A 12,898-nucleotide genomic window follows, 5' to 3' on the forward strand; every position below is an offset into this window, starting at 1 on the left:
TCAGACAGTTGTTGATCTATTGCGAACGGCTTTCTGCTGCACCATGAAATAAGCAACCATTATATTAGGTACCCACGACAACCAGGCTACACATACGTATGCTTTCATAAAATCATGATAAAGCATAGTCAGTACGGGTAGCCATAGGCGCAGCGTTACTGCGCCAAAACAGGCAGCGTAACTGTAAATCATCATTTTTTCATGCTGATCAGTCAGTCCTCTTCTGATGTATAACCAGGCGGTGAAAGTAGTAGTAAACCAGACCAGGCCAAGACAGATGAAACCGACAGCAGCTATCGGGCCTCCCATGGCATAAAAGCCCAGGTAAATGCCTGCCAGCGAACTTAATAATGCGGCCAGCACATAGGTTTTCCCGATCGTTCGGTGCAACCCTGTGTGCTGTTGCCGTAATTGACGGTGGAACTGACTCCAGCCAATCAATAACGCCAGCCCACCTAAAACAATGTGTGTATAAAAAGCCGTATTCCAGGCAATACTGGCCAGCAATGCTGCGCTCTTTCCATTCAGCAATTTGAATTTTCCGGGTACTACAAAGTATAAAACAGGATACAGCCCTATAATAGCAGCCAATCCGGCAAAAAGTATCCACCGGGCTTTATTAAAAATGGAATGATAGCGTTTATCACCGTGTTGTTTTGAGGACATGATATGGGGACCTTTGATTACCTGACAATATCTGGATGCCGATACCGGTATAACGGATGTTGGCGGCAGTCATTATTTGAATGGCAGCCATCATTGCCGGTATTGTTGTAGCTGGTCGTTCCCGAAAGTTACAACATCTCGTCTGTATCCCCACAGCCGGACAGGATTTCAAAAACAGGTTTTCGGGTCTGTGCCATCCTGTATGATAAAAAGTGTAGGGTGAAAAACCGACATACCTGTTTTTAAAATTATCAGGTACCGATATACTCACCCTATATGCCGCAAACAAGTTTGTTTTATCTTGGTTCTGGCATCACAACATCTCCCATGATCATCTGTTCCGTGGGTAACGTAGTATCTGCTGCCGGCCGACATCCACCAGGTGGAGGGGGATCGATTAAACGGATGCCGCCCATGATTTGTGGATCCGGAGCCGGTACCGGGTTCACAACAGGTAATTTATCTTTTGTTGGCGTTACCGGTATCTGGCCAGGAACGGTCGTATCCATCGGAACCACTAAGCCGGCAGTCACATTAACGGTATCAGCGGGCACCATCACGCCGGTGGTAGTAGCCGGTGTTTCGTTACAGGCCGTGAGCAGGCTGCCAAATACCACGATCACAATAGCCAGGAATTTCTTCCAGTAAGGCAATGACGTATGCGACATCACCTCCTGCAAACCGGCAGGTACCGGCGCCAACTGCGATTCCCGGAAACGGCCACACATCTTCTGATGGGCATTTGCCAACAGATAGTTTTGTACCTCCTCATCTGTCATCCGGGTAAAATCAACTACTGTAGTAGCACAGGAAGTACAAAAGCGTCCTGCCTCTTGCGCCGTCATCATATCCCAGTTAGCGGTACAGGGATCAGGAATCATGATTTTCATATACATCAGGTTTCTCTCAGGATGCACCGAAAATATAAATTCCATAAATGCATCTTAAAAAGAAATCATTTTCTTCTTTCATTTGTTTAAGAATAAACGATTGATAATCAACATATCATCATCTGTTTATTTTTTTCTCAAAAAAAAATAGCAAAAGCTGTCACGTTTTAAACGGCTGTTGTGTTTTATATATAGTCGACATTTTTGAAACAATTAAAACGATATATCATGACCGCAAGAATTTTATTTCAAGACACCAACAAAGGTTTTATGGATGGCTTAATGAAAACAGAAGCTTATCTGAAAAGATCCGGCATCGCACCTGCTTTGCAGGAGCTGATCAAATTCCGCGTATCACAGATCAATGGATGCGCCTATTGCCTGGACATGCATTACAAAGACGCCATCCACATGGGAGAAACGGAACAACGGCTGTATTCTTTAGCTGCCTGGAGAGATGCTCCTTTTTATACAGATGCAGAAAGAGCGGCCCTCGCCTTTGCAGAAGTGCTGACCAAAGCCAACAGCCAGGATGTGGAAGATGATGTATATGAGGCACTGAGTCAGTTTTTCTCTAAAGGAGATATCGCAGACCTGGCCCTGGTAGTAGGACAAATCAACACCTGGAACAGGATCAACAAAACATTCAGAACTGTGCCCGGAGATTACAAACCTGCATAGTGTCTGTAATTACTGAATAGTCCTTACTTTTATCAGGATAAGTATTATACGTATGCTACATTCTACGATAAACCATGTCTGACGAACAATATCACCTGAAAGATTATCAAAGGGTTTTATTCCCATACGCCTATAACATCCTGGGATCTGCTGAAGATGCCAAAGATGCCATACAAGACGTATTATCCAACTACGTTGCCACTCACCGGGAAGGTATTACCAACGAAAAAAATTACCTGATCAAGAGTGTCGTTAATCAATCTATCAATATCAGGAACAGAAGAAAAACTGTGAGCAGCGATGACGTGTGGCTACCAGAACCGGTAGCCACGGAAGCTGCCGATGCAAATATCAATCTAAGGGATGTTGCGTCCTATTCATTGCTCATATTGCTGGAACAATTAAACCCGAAAGAAAGAGCGGTATTCATTTTAAAAGAAGCATTCGGCTACAGCCATGAGGAAATTGCGGAGGTATTATCCAGTACCGTGGAAAATTCCCGGAAACTCCTGAGCCGGGCGAAAGCCAGGTTAGATCCTGCGCAACGGCCAGTCAGTACGGGTAAAGTGACACCGGATATTTTAAACAACTACATCAATGCCCTCACCGGAGGAGACACACAACAGCTGGAAAGCCTGCTGTCAAAGGATATTTCCTTCTTTGCCGATGGTGGTACTACACATAAGGTAGTGAAGAAAACCTGTCAGGGCTTACGGGAAGTTACCGATCTGCTTATCTATCTGTATAAAACCTATCAATCGGCTTTATCCATGGAGATAAAAGAGATCAACCACCAACCTGCCATCCTGTTGTATAACGGGCCGCAACTGATCAGCTGTCAGGTATTCCGCCTCGATGAAACAGATGGCCGGATTGCTCAGATCAGCGTGCTGGTGGATCCTGAAAAATTGAAGTCGCTCACCATCGCATAAATACGTCATCCCCCCTGCCGGAAAGCCCGCGCTTCCTGACAGGGGGATGGCTGTTATCGCTCACTTATTCGCGGATGGTATTTTTATCTTCCAGGGCCATTTTCGCAATTTCATCTTTCCGCCGGAATACAACTCCCTTGTGCTTTTGCAGGTATGTCAGCAAAGCACTTGTCGCATTCACCAGCTGTGGTGTACCGCCAATGCGGTCGTGGAAGCTGATAGACATCATTCTGCGACGGCGGGCTGACTCTTCATACAACTGATCAAATTCCATTTTTACCTGCTGCAGAAACTGATCTGTAGAAAACCATTGTCCGGCAATGAGCTGAATATCGTTACAGCGTAGTGTATAGGGCACTACTGCAAAATCGCGGTTATTTACGGTGGTGATGAAAGGTTCATCGCGGCTCAGGTCATCGATGTGGTACAGGAAGCCCAATTCCTGCAATATCTTCAGGGTATTTTCGCCCCGCCGCAGCCAGTTGGCATTATAGCCTACCGGCGTAACGCCCGTGGCTTCCTTCACGGCGGTCACTCCATCCTGGATGAAACGTTTTTCGGCTTCGTAGGATAACATGTATTGGGAAGACCAATCGCGGCCATGTGCAGCAGCTTCGTGCCCCCTTTGTACAATTTCCCGGGCGAGGGCCGGATTTTTCAGGACCGCTGCGCCGACCATATGGGAGGTAACTTTAATGCCATGTTTATCCCAGTTGTCGAGCATCCGCGGGATCCCTTCCTTGTAGCCATACTCGTACCAGGTGGCGGCGGGCAGGTCTTTAAAGCCGGGCTGCATGTTCCGTGGAAACGGACTTTCTGCGTTATCGGGTTGTCCGCCGGCTTCAAACTGCATGGATACAGATACGATCAGGCGGGAACCATCTGCCCAGGTAGGGGTAGCCGCTGGTAGCCGGGAAGGTGAGGCTTGCGCGATCACAGCGCCGGGGCGTACCATCCCTGCCAGGCCAACCATGCCGGCTGTTTTCAGAAATTCTTTTCTTGTAGCCATTATTTTTTAATGAGATGATCCACTGCAATAGTGTTATACCGGATAAATACCAGTAAAACCGCGAAAAAGGCAACATGTATCAACTGAGAAGGAAGGGCTTCCCAATGTTCGATCAGGGTAGTACCCATGATCAGCATGAACATCACAATGCTGCCACCAATCAGGGACGCACGGGTAAATAAACCAAGGATCAGCAGGGCGCCGATTACAAATTCGGCGATAGGCAAAGCATAACTGAAAGGCACTACCATTATTTTTGGCAGCATAGAGTTTTCAAAGCTCTTAACCATCCAGCCACTGAAACCATTTAATTTAGGCAAACGGACCAATCCGTGGCCAAACATACTAGCAGCAACTGCCAGGCGAAGTAATACGAATGCAATAGCGTTATTGTCCATGTGATATATTTTTGATGACTCAAAGTTCAGCCGCCGCCGATCAAAAAAACAGTACATTCCTGGGATCATTCTGTACTTTTGCGGGTATGGTACACGAGAATTTATATCAGCCTTTTGAGATTGAATACCGGGAATGTACAGAATGCCCGATAGATCCGCATAAGCATAACTTCTTCGAACTGGTTTATATTGTTGAGGGAGATGGGGTGCAATCTGTCAACCAGCATCAGCTGCCTTACAGCCCGGAGAAACTGTTTCTGGTCATGCCGCAGGATTCCCACTCTTTTGAAGTAAAGGAAACCACGAAATTCTTCTTTATCCGCTTCAATAACATCTACCTGAAAAACCAGCCGAAAGACTGGATTCAGCAACTGGAATTCATCTTCCAGAATAATAATCACCTGCCGGGTTGTATCTTAAAAAACAAAACCGACAAACCCCTGGTCAAATCACTGATAGAAGCGCTGATCCGGGAGCTGGTCAACCAACAGCACTATCACAAGGAACTGGCCCAGCAGATTGTGAATACCATCATCATGGTAGTAGCCCGCAACATGTTGTTCCAACTGCCGGAACCGGCCAGAAACAGCCCTAAGACAGATACGTCTCAAAATATACTGCATTATATACACGAGCATATTTATTCGCCCGAAAAACTGCGTGCAGAGCAGATTGCCACTCATTTTAATATTTCGCCTACCTATCTGAGCGAATATTTTAAGCGGCATAACGGCGACAGCCTGCAGCAATACATCACACAATACAAACTGAAACTGGTGGAAATACGGCTGCAGTACAGCCAGATGCGTGTAGGAGAAATTGCCTGGGAGCTGGGCTTTACAGATGAAAGCCACTTAAACAGGATCTTTAAAAAATATAAAGGGGTTAATCCTTCTGCCTTCCGGAAGGAGGTGCAGGTGCAGCAGCACCAGGCCAACTAAGGGCATTAAAAAAGCGCCCGCTGGCGGCGGACGCTTTTTTATAATAAATTTACCGGTTACTATTCTTCGTCTTCTTCTTCACCATCATCTTCCAGCCACTCCATGTAAGAATAATACCAATCTTCCAGTTGTTCCAGCAGTTCTTGTTTTTTCTCCGGGGTATTTTTGAAGAACTCCTCTACATTATCAATTTCGTGCACGATGTCGATGTATGCTGTTTCTTCATCTTCTTCCACTCTTTTTGCAAAGAAGCGGGGCGTTTCGGTATGAAAAATATATTCATTTTCCGGGTCTGTAACAGGATCATCTGCGATCAGAAATTTAGGTAACTGTACCATAATGCGTTATTTACTTTTAATGATGCTCGTTTTATTGAGTGCTACAAAATTATTGATTATTACCTTACAAAAAACAAGCAGAAATCAGGAAAGAATTTATTCCCGAAATTTTACATCTTTATAGTCAGTTTAAACCCAAAAACATGCAAGCATATTGGACCAGATGGGAAAAATGGATGCAAAAGCATGCTCCCAAACTACCCGACACCCTTAACCCAGGTGTTGCACCTGCCACCGTTGACGCCCTGGAAAGGCTTATCGGCAGCAAGCTGCCGGCTGATTTCAAGTCCTTTTACGCCATACACAACGGACAACAGCGGGTTAAAACCGGCCTCGTGGATGCAGACCAGCTGCTACCGGTAGAAGACATGATTACCCAGTGGCATCACTGGAAAAATGTACTGGACAGCGGCGGTTTCATTTATAACGAAGAAATAATAGCATCCACACCAGATACCGGTATTAAAAGTGATTGGTGGAACCCCTTGTGGATACCCATTACCAGCGATGGTTTTGGCAACCACCTGTGTATCGACCTCGACCCGGCTCCGGAAGGGCAATACGGCCAGATCATCACCGTATGGCATGAAGACAGCCACCGCGGCATATTAGCCCCTTCCTTTGAAGCGTGGATGCATCAATACATCACAGCTATAGAAAAAGGAGAATATGTATTTGTTAAAAAATGGGGAATCGTACACAAAGACACGTTCCTGAACTACAACGACTGATAAGTGACCGGTGTGCTGCCCGTCCAGCGTTTAAATGCCCGGGTAAAAGCACTTAATTCATTATAACCCAACATATAGGAAATATCCTTCAACGGATAATTACCGGAAGCAATGTAGTATAAGGCCAGTGAACTACGCACCGCATCAGCGATCTCCTGATATTTCACCCCTTCTTCCCGGAGCTTACGTTGTAAGCTGCGCGGACTCAGGTTAAAGTTGGCTGCCATATCATTCAGCGATGCCACTCCCAGATAGGAGTTGGCCAGCAGGTAATTGTATATTCTTGTCTGCAGGGTGGCCGGCTGACTACCGGTTTGTGCGGCCAGCGAAGATACCTTTTGCAGCAATAACCCCTGCAACTGGTGATTGGCTGTTAACAACGGTTCATCCCAGTAGCGGCTGTCGAATACCAGGCTGTATTCCCCTGCACGTTTCAAGGGTTTGCAACGGAATACCCGTTCATACTCCTGTACATCCGGCACAGCATACGCCAGGCGTACCGCGGATGGAATAATTTTTTCAAACACCAGTCCATCCAGTTCGTGGATGACCATTACCAGCAACAGGTCTATCAGTTGCCGGAATGCATAGGGCGGTGTGGCACCGGGATCTGTATGAGGAATCAGTTGAACGGTAAAGGTTTTATGCGTGCGGATCACTTCCATCCGGCACTGGTCTGTAATCAGGTGCGTGAGCGCTGCGGCGTGGGTGAGCGCTTCCCCCACGGTGGCACTGCTTTGGATAATTTCACCTACAATACCCAGTGCTGCCGGTCGTAAAGATTCGGCAAAGTGTAATCCGAATAAAGGATCATTGGTAAGCCGGCCGGCATTGAGCCACAAATCCTGCAGCTGTTGTGCCGTGACCGGTGGGCATGTTTTATGCTTCAATGCTTCCGGATCAATACCCGCATGCTTACATAACTGTGCAGCATCTACATCACGCTGCACGGCATACGCTATCATTCCTAATGCCAGTTGTTTCATATGGTAAAGATATTTATCAATTGCTTCACAAAAAAACTGTCGTAAAATGGTAATGAATTGTCGTGTTATGATAATGAAAGAGGGCCCTGCCCGCACTAGTTTTGTGCTATCAAATTATTCATACACACGAAAAAAAATATAACATGGAAAATCAGACAGCAGCAGTAGTCAACGCATTTTTAACCGCCGTAAAAGCCGTAAATATGGAACAACTGGGTGCCTTATTACATCCTGATATTATCTGGGAACAACCTGGGCATAATCGCTTCGCGGGCACTAAAAAAAGCATCGGAGAAGTATTTCAGATGGTGGGTGGCATGTTTGCAGTATCCGGCAATACCATGGCCTTAACCCATACCAGCACGATCAGTGTAAACGGAGATCAGGCAGCCGTTGTATTGCACTGGACAGCTACACGCCCCGGGGCAGTACTGGACACTGATAACGTGGATGTATACACGGTAAACGATGGAAAAATTGTAGCGGCTAAAATATATGTATCAGATCCGGCACAGGAAGACCTGTTCTGGGGGCAACAATAGTCAGTTAGTAATCAACCCGGTTAAGCCTTTGGAGTGCATTCGTGTACTCCGGGGCTTCCGGCTTTAAAAATGAAACCATCGCTTTTTTTTCTTTTCCAGGAGCAGTTTACCGGAAAAATGAGCCGGTGCAATCTTCACGGCGGGATCCACCATATTTACTTCGGTGCATACTACCTTGCCTTTCCAGCTGGTATTTCCTTTATAAATAATTGCCTCCGCCGGTGGCATATTTCCGTTACGTGTATCCGGTACAGTTATAGTATCAGTTAACGGCACCGTCATATCCATTTCCACTTTTTCCCATGTTCTGGCGGCAGCATGTCCCTGATTTGCAATACTTACCATCAGTCCTGCAGACAGCAACATCGTAGGTATAAAGCTACTCCGCGGCAGTACAGGCGCTGCCACAACCCTTTCCAGTTGCGTCGTATTAAAATAACCACATACCTCCTCCCCGCTGTTTCTGATAACAGCCAGCATCTCAACATCCGACATCCGGGAGAAATCAATCACGGTTTTGCTACAGTTATTACAATGCCGTCCTGTTGCAGTACAGGTCATTTCATCCCAATTCTCCTCACAAGGTGTAGGAACAGACAGGTACAGACCTTTCGTTGGCTTCATAAATACAGGTTATCGGCTATGAATATACGAAATAAAAGTACACAGTTTGTATGAGCCCATATGGCAGTTATCCTACAGGTCAAAAAACAAACATCTGTAAAAGGCTCTCTTTTAGCGGAGAACCGAAATGGCATTATTGTTGGATAACATCTACCTGAATATTATTTTCAAGACATTTAAAAGAAAATTAATCATGAAAACTCCAATTCAGGTAGGAAAATTTCTGTTTGCAGCAGCAGTAGGTGTAATGATTTCCCTGGCCGGTCAACATAGCTTCGCACAGGGCATTGATAGCACCCTAAAAAAAATAGGTAACAAAACAGCTTCCGTTGCTGTAAAAGGCGCATCCGCCGTTACAGATAAAATTTATAAAGACAAAGAAGGGCCCAACGGAGAAACCGTATATATCGATAAAAAAGACCGCAAGTTCATCGTCAATGAAAAAGGTAAAAAAGTGTACCTGAAACATAATCAGATACATGATAAAAAGAAAAACTAATCCATCATCAATATTTTCTCTTTAAAACCGGTAGCCTTGCCACTACCGGTTTTTTAATGCCCCCGGCTTTACGTACCACGACTCAGTAATCCAGTGTACCTTCACATAAATTGTACGACATGCAACTCACCCCCGGCACCTGCTACCAGATTCATGCACACGCCATTCCGTTCCTGCAGCAACAGTTTGGGGATTATATTTTCATCGTTGTGGTGATTCATGCCAACGATACTTCCGATAGTGTGGTCTTTGAATTTAAAAAGATATTAGGGGCTATTTCTCCGGCACAGATAGCCGCCACACAACAAGTAATCAGCGCTCATGCAGATGGTGCTGTACTGCAGGATATTACCGGGAAAGCGCTCAACCATCCCGCTTTTGAAAAAGAAAGTGTTTTTAAAGCATGGATACAAGCCGGTATCGCTACCCCCTGCGATTGCAACGGCTAACCGTCTATTCATACCGCAACGCCTCTATCGGGTCCAGGCGGGAAGCCTTCTGCGCCGGATAATATCCAAAGAATACTCCCGTCAGCGCACATACCATAAAGGATAAAATAATAGAAGATTCTGATACCAATGTGGGCCAGCCTAATGTGAGTGTGATCACCTTAGCCGTTGTAATACCCAGCACTACGCCGATCAACCCGCCGGTAATACTGATAATGATAGCTTCTACCAGAAATTGTAATAAAATATCAATCCCTCTTCCTCCTACTGCCATCCGCAAGCCTATTTCCCGGGTACGTTCCGTTACAGAAACGTACATGATATTCATAATACCAATGCCGCCAATCACCAGGGAAATGCCTGCAATAGCCGTGAGCAGAATGGTTAACAGACTACTGGTGGAACTCAGTGTTTTAATCAGTTCCTCCATGGTGCGTACCTGGAAATTATTTTCATCGGCAGGCCGCAACCGGTGCGTTTGCCGCAGGATATCAATAATTTCATCCGTTGCTTTTTCCGAGGCGCCTTCACTGACGGCAGAAGCATAAATACTCTGGAAGTAAATCGTTGCTAATATTCTTTTCTGTACGGTAGTATAAGGAGCTATGATAATATCGTCCTGGTCTTGTCCGAAAGAGCTTTGTCCTTTGGAAGCCAGCGTACCTATTACCTGCAGGGGAATAGATTTGAAACGAATAATTTTACCGATAGGGCTTTCTCCGCTGGGAAACAGGTTGTTGATGACCGTTTGTCCCAGCAAACAAACTTTTGCAGCCGTGGCCACATCCGCATCTGAAAAACTGATGCCTTCATTCACCGTCAGCTTGCGGATATCGAGGTAAGACGGCGCTACCCCCTGCAATGAGGTAGGCCAGTTCAGCGCCCCTGCAATAGCCTGTCCTTTGGCGGAAGATACCGGTGATACGGCGCCTACCGATGCCGCATCCCGCTGAATAGCTTTTACATCCACCAGCGTCAACGACTGCAGGCTGGCACCTTCTACCCGCACGCCACCGGATACATTGCTGCTGGGCAATATGGTAATCATGTTTGATCCCATGCTACTCAGCTGCGACTGAATACTTTGCTTGGAACCTTCCCCGATGGCTACCATCGCGATAACGGCGGCAACCCCGATGATAATACCCAGCATCGTCAGAAAAGCCCGCAACTTATTTCGCTGCAAGGCTCTTAATGCAATCCGTATGAGATTGAGTGCGCTCATAGTAGGCGATTAATCAGTAATCTTCTGCCGGCGGTAATCCAGCCAGTGCTTCTTTTGCCGACCGTACATTTTCATTCCGGCTATCTTTCACCACTTTACCATCCCGCAGCATCACGGTTCTGTTGCTGAATGCTGCGATATCCGGTTCATGTGTTACAAATACAATGGTTTTACCTTCCTGCTGATTGAGGTCTTGCATAAGGGCCATAATTTCGTAGGAAGTACGGGTATCCAGGTTACCGGTAGCTTCATCCGCCAGGATCATCACCGGCTGATTGACGAGCGCCCGGGCAATAGCTACCCGTTGTTGCTGTCCGCCGGAAAGCTGACTGGGTGTATGATCCAGCCTCTCTGCCAGCTTCACGGCCTCCAGAGCGCCAATGGCTTTATCCCGGCGTTCCTTTGCCGTAAGGGTTGGATTATAGAATAACGGCAACTCTACATTTTCCAGGGCCGATGTACGCGGCAACAGGTTATAAGCCTGAAATACAAACCCTATTTTATGGTTGCGCAAACGCGCCAGGTCATTGCGCGACAGCCCGCTCACATTCACCCCATCCAGCAGATAGGCGCCATCCGATGGTTTATCGAGGCAACCCAGTATATTCAGTAACGTGGTTTTACCCGAACCGCTACTCCCCATAATGGTTACAAATTCACCAGCATGCACATCAAAGGACACACCTTTTAACGCACGTACGACTTCGGTACCCATGGTAAACTCCCGCCGGATCTGTTGTAATTCCAGTATCTTTTTGTTCATCGCCTGCGGCCTCCTCCCATCTTTGGCAGGAACGGACTTTTCGTTCCTGTTTGTGCTACGGCAGCATCTCCGGTGAGTACACTCATGATAACAATGTCCTGTGTGGTAAGCCCAGATAATACTTCGATATGGGTATTATCATTCAATCCGGTACGGATATGTTTTTGCACCAGGGTGTCGCCCCGCAACAGCCACACATAGTTGGATGATCCGATGCGCTCCACACTTTTGAATTTACCAGTCGTATCTTTTCTTGTTCCCGGTGTTCTGCGCACCGCATACTGAATCACGTAGTCTTTCAGCTGCACAGAATCTGGTCTGAATTTGAGCGCCTTCACCGGCAATAACAACGTGCTGTCTTTTTCCGCCGTATAGATGGTAGCGTTGGCCGTCATGCCCGGTTTCAGTTTCATCTTATCATTGGGTGCATTAATGATCGTATTATAGGTGACTACATTGGAGGATACAGAAGGTTGCAACCGTATTTCCTGTACCCTGCCGGAAAATACATCTTCGAGATAAGCATCTACCGTAAAGGTAACCCGCTGGGAATCGGCCACATTGCCGATATCCGCTTCATCTACATTGGCTTCTACCTGCATCTTGGTAATATCTTTGGCAATCACAAACAAGGTAGGTGTATTAAAACTCGCAGCGACTGTTTGCCCTACGCTGACATTTCTGTTGAGGACCACTCCTGCAATTGGTGAGGTAATTTCTGTAAAGGAAAGGTTCTTCAAGGCCGACTGCAGTTGTGCATTTACACTGGCTACATTGGCTTTCGCCTGATTTAGCTGGTTGGTAGCAACATCATAGTCGGCCCGGCTGATAGCACCGGTTTTAAACAACAGTTCCTGCCGCCGGAAATTATTCTGCTGATATTCCAGGTTACTTTTCGCCACCTGTAAATTCGCATTGTACTGGTCTACCTGCGTCTGAAACAGTACCTTATCCAGCTCTCCCAGCAATTCCCCTTTTTTCACTTTGCTGTTAAAATCCACATATAGATATTTCAGCGTACCGGATACCTGGGTACCCACGGCTACCGTATCTACGGGCTGAATGGTACCTGTAGCCGTTACCGTAGTGGCAATAGGCCCATAGACAGCCTGTGTACGTTCAAACGTCACCGGTACCGGCTTCTTTCTGATGAAAAAATACCAGATAGCGATGAGCGCCAGTATCACCATCAATATGATAATAATCCTTTTATACTTTCTCATA

The 12,898-nt window shown here is 46.4% G+C and carries 17 protein-coding genes; 7 read left to right on the forward strand and 10 right to left on the reverse strand.

Annotated features, from left to right (window positions below):
- The gene (locus OL444_RS01085; RefSeq protein WP_264735097.1) at positions 1 to 666 is read right to left on the reverse strand and encodes a DUF2306 domain-containing protein; all 666 of its coding nucleotides are present in this window, start codon (positions 664 to 666) and stop codon (positions 1 to 3) included.
- Positions 667 to 962: 296 nt separating this feature from the next.
- Positions 963 to 1,556, reverse strand: a complete 594-nt coding sequence (locus OL444_RS01090; protein ID WP_264735096.1) for a hypothetical protein — start codon at positions 1,554 to 1,556, stop codon at positions 963 to 965.
- Between the two features lie 228 nt (positions 1,557 to 1,784).
- Between OL444_RS01090 and OL444_RS01095 the strand changes: the two genes are divergently transcribed.
- Together OL444_RS01095 and OL444_RS01100 are read left to right on the forward strand one after the other, a co-directional pair.
- Complete coding sequence (locus OL444_RS01095) at positions 1,785 to 2,237, forward strand: carboxymuconolactone decarboxylase family protein (RefSeq protein WP_264735095.1); 453 nt, start codon at positions 1,785 to 1,787, stop codon at positions 2,235 to 2,237.
- Between the two features lie 74 nt (positions 2,238 to 2,311).
- On the forward strand, positions 2,312 to 3,169 hold the full coding sequence (locus tag OL444_RS01100) for a sigma-70 family RNA polymerase sigma factor (RefSeq protein ID WP_264735094.1): 858 nt from the start codon (positions 2,312 to 2,314) through the stop codon (positions 3,167 to 3,169).
- 64 nt (positions 3,170 to 3,233) lie between these two features.
- Here the strand turns inward: OL444_RS01100 and OL444_RS01105 are convergent, their stop codons facing one another.
- Entirely contained in the window at positions 3,234 to 4,178 is a 945-nt protein-coding gene (locus OL444_RS01105; protein ID WP_264735093.1) for a polysaccharide deacetylase family protein, read from the reverse strand.
- Positions 4,178 to 4,576: a DoxX family protein gene (locus OL444_RS01110; protein ID WP_264735092.1), complete on the reverse strand. Its 399-nt coding sequence runs from the start codon at positions 4,574 to 4,576 to the stop codon at positions 4,178 to 4,180. The genes OL444_RS01105 and OL444_RS01110 overlap by 1 nt, the downstream gene beginning before the upstream one ends.
- 14 nt (positions 4,577 to 4,590) lie before the next feature.
- Between OL444_RS01110 and OL444_RS01115 the strand changes: the two genes are divergently transcribed.
- Positions 4,591 to 5,517, forward strand: a complete 927-nt coding sequence (locus OL444_RS01115; protein ID WP_264735091.1) for an AraC family transcriptional regulator — start codon at positions 4,591 to 4,593, stop codon at positions 5,515 to 5,517.
- Positions 5,518 to 5,576: 59 nt separating this feature from the next.
- On the opposite strand, the gene OL444_RS01120 is transcribed toward OL444_RS01115, so the two are convergent.
- Positions 5,577 to 5,855 carry a hypothetical protein gene (locus tag OL444_RS01120; protein WP_264735089.1) on the reverse strand — a complete coding sequence of 93 codons (279 nt, stop codon included), beginning with the start codon at positions 5,853 to 5,855 and terminating at the stop codon, positions 5,577 to 5,579.
- 143 nt (positions 5,856 to 5,998) lie between these two features.
- Between OL444_RS01120 and OL444_RS01125 the strand changes: the two genes are divergently transcribed.
- Positions 5,999 to 6,586 (forward strand): SMI1/KNR4 family protein, encoded by a 588-nt coding sequence (locus tag OL444_RS01125; protein WP_264735088.1) that lies wholly within the window; start codon positions 5,999 to 6,001, stop codon positions 6,584 to 6,586.
- On the opposite strand, the gene OL444_RS01130 is transcribed toward OL444_RS01125, so the two are convergent.
- Positions 6,574 to 7,572, reverse strand: a complete 999-nt coding sequence (locus OL444_RS01130) for an AraC family transcriptional regulator (protein WP_264735087.1) — start codon at positions 7,570 to 7,572, stop codon at positions 6,574 to 6,576. The two genes, OL444_RS01125 and OL444_RS01130, sit on opposite strands and share 13 nt — an antisense overlap.
- Before the next feature lie 143 nt (positions 7,573 to 7,715).
- On the opposite strand from OL444_RS01130, the gene OL444_RS01135 reads away from it, so the two are divergent.
- Positions 7,716 to 8,114 carry a nuclear transport factor 2 family protein gene (locus OL444_RS01135; RefSeq protein WP_264735086.1) on the forward strand — a complete coding sequence of 133 codons (399 nt, stop codon included), beginning with the start codon at positions 7,716 to 7,718 and terminating at the stop codon, positions 8,112 to 8,114.
- A gap of 63 nt (positions 8,115 to 8,177) precedes the next feature.
- On the opposite strand, the gene OL444_RS01140 is transcribed toward OL444_RS01135, so the two are convergent.
- Positions 8,178 to 8,738 carry a hypothetical protein gene (locus tag OL444_RS01140; protein ID WP_264735085.1) on the reverse strand — a complete coding sequence of 187 codons (561 nt, stop codon included), beginning with the start codon at positions 8,736 to 8,738 and terminating at the stop codon, positions 8,178 to 8,180.
- Between the two features lie 193 nt (positions 8,739 to 8,931).
- On the opposite strand from OL444_RS01140, the gene OL444_RS01145 reads away from it, so the two are divergent.
- Positions 8,932 to 9,237 (forward strand): hypothetical protein, encoded by a 306-nt coding sequence (locus OL444_RS01145; RefSeq protein WP_264735084.1) that lies wholly within the window; start codon positions 8,932 to 8,934, stop codon positions 9,235 to 9,237.
- Positions 9,238 to 9,356: 119 nt separating this feature from the next.
- On the forward strand, positions 9,357 to 9,686 hold the full coding sequence (locus OL444_RS01150) for a hypothetical protein (protein ID WP_264735083.1): 330 nt from the start codon (positions 9,357 to 9,359) through the stop codon (positions 9,684 to 9,686).
- Positions 9,687 to 9,690: 4 nt separating this feature from the next.
- Here the strand turns inward: OL444_RS01150 and OL444_RS01155 are convergent, their stop codons facing one another.
- From OL444_RS01155 to OL444_RS01165, 3 genes are read right to left on the reverse strand one after another with little or no spacing between them, the layout of a single operon-like run.
- The gene (locus OL444_RS01155) at positions 9,691 to 10,911 is read right to left on the reverse strand and encodes an ABC transporter permease (protein ID WP_264735082.1); all 1,221 of its coding nucleotides are present in this window, start codon (positions 10,909 to 10,911) and stop codon (positions 9,691 to 9,693) included.
- Between the two features lie 13 nt (positions 10,912 to 10,924).
- On the reverse strand, positions 10,925 to 11,674 hold the full coding sequence (locus OL444_RS01160) for an ABC transporter ATP-binding protein (RefSeq protein ID WP_307734754.1): 750 nt from the start codon (positions 11,672 to 11,674) through the stop codon (positions 10,925 to 10,927).
- Positions 11,671 to 12,897, reverse strand: a complete 1,227-nt coding sequence (locus tag OL444_RS01165) for an efflux RND transporter periplasmic adaptor subunit (RefSeq protein WP_264735081.1) — start codon at positions 12,895 to 12,897, stop codon at positions 11,671 to 11,673. The genes OL444_RS01160 and OL444_RS01165 overlap by 4 nt, the downstream gene beginning before the upstream one ends.
- Between the last annotated feature and the right edge of the window lies 1 nt (position 12,898).

The sequence above is a fragment of the Chitinophaga nivalis genome (assembly GCF_025989125.1).
GTDB lineage: Bacteria > Bacteroidota > Bacteroidia > Chitinophagales > Chitinophagaceae > Chitinophaga > Chitinophaga nivalis.

Excerpts from the sequence above, each read along its gene's own strand:
- OL444_RS01085 (WP_264735097.1), bottom strand. The coding sequence starts at position 666 with ATGTCCTCAAAACAACACGGTGATAAACGCTATCATTCCATTTTTAAT.
- OL444_RS01090 (WP_264735096.1), bottom strand. The coding sequence starts at position 1,556 with ATGAAAATCATGATTCCTGATCCCTGTACCGCTAACTGGGATATGATG.
- OL444_RS01095 (WP_264735095.1), top strand. The coding sequence starts at position 1,785 with ATGACCGCAAGAATTTTATTTCAAGACACCAACAAAGGTTTTATGGAT.
- OL444_RS01100 (WP_264735094.1), top strand. The coding sequence starts at position 2,312 with ATGTCTGACGAACAATATCACCTGAAAGATTATCAAAGGGTTTTATTC.
- OL444_RS01105 (WP_264735093.1), bottom strand. The coding sequence starts at position 4,178 with ATGGCTACAAGAAAAGAATTTCTGAAAACAGCCGGCATGGTTGGCCTG.
- OL444_RS01110 (WP_264735092.1), bottom strand. The coding sequence starts at position 4,576 with ATGGACAATAACGCTATTGCATTCGTATTACTTCGCCTGGCAGTTGCT.
- OL444_RS01115 (WP_264735091.1), top strand. The coding sequence starts at position 4,591 with ATGACTCAAAGTTCAGCCGCCGCCGATCAAAAAAACAGTACATTCCTG.
- OL444_RS01120 (WP_264735089.1), bottom strand. The coding sequence starts at position 5,855 with ATGGTACAGTTACCTAAATTTCTGATCGCAGATGATCCTGTTACAGAC.
- OL444_RS01125 (WP_264735088.1), top strand. The coding sequence starts at position 5,999 with ATGCAAGCATATTGGACCAGATGGGAAAAATGGATGCAAAAGCATGCT.
- OL444_RS01130 (WP_264735087.1), bottom strand. The coding sequence starts at position 7,572 with ATGAAACAACTGGCATTAGGAATGATAGCGTATGCCGTGCAGCGTGAT.
- OL444_RS01135 (WP_264735086.1), top strand. The coding sequence starts at position 7,716 with ATGGAAAATCAGACAGCAGCAGTAGTCAACGCATTTTTAACCGCCGTA.
- OL444_RS01140 (WP_264735085.1), bottom strand. The coding sequence starts at position 8,738 with ATGAAGCCAACGAAAGGTCTGTACCTGTCTGTTCCTACACCTTGTGAG.
- OL444_RS01145 (WP_264735084.1), top strand. The coding sequence starts at position 8,932 with ATGAAAACTCCAATTCAGGTAGGAAAATTTCTGTTTGCAGCAGCAGTA.
- OL444_RS01150 (WP_264735083.1), top strand. The coding sequence starts at position 9,357 with ATGCAACTCACCCCCGGCACCTGCTACCAGATTCATGCACACGCCATT.
- OL444_RS01155 (WP_264735082.1), bottom strand. The coding sequence starts at position 10,911 with ATGAGCGCACTCAATCTCATACGGATTGCATTAAGAGCCTTGCAGCGA.
- OL444_RS01160 (WP_307734754.1), bottom strand. The coding sequence starts at position 11,674 with ATGAACAAAAAGATACTGGAATTACAACAGATCCGGCGGGAGTTTACC.
- OL444_RS01165 (WP_264735081.1), bottom strand. The coding sequence starts at position 12,897 with ATGAGAAAGTATAAAAGGATTATTATCATATTGATGGTGATACTGGCG.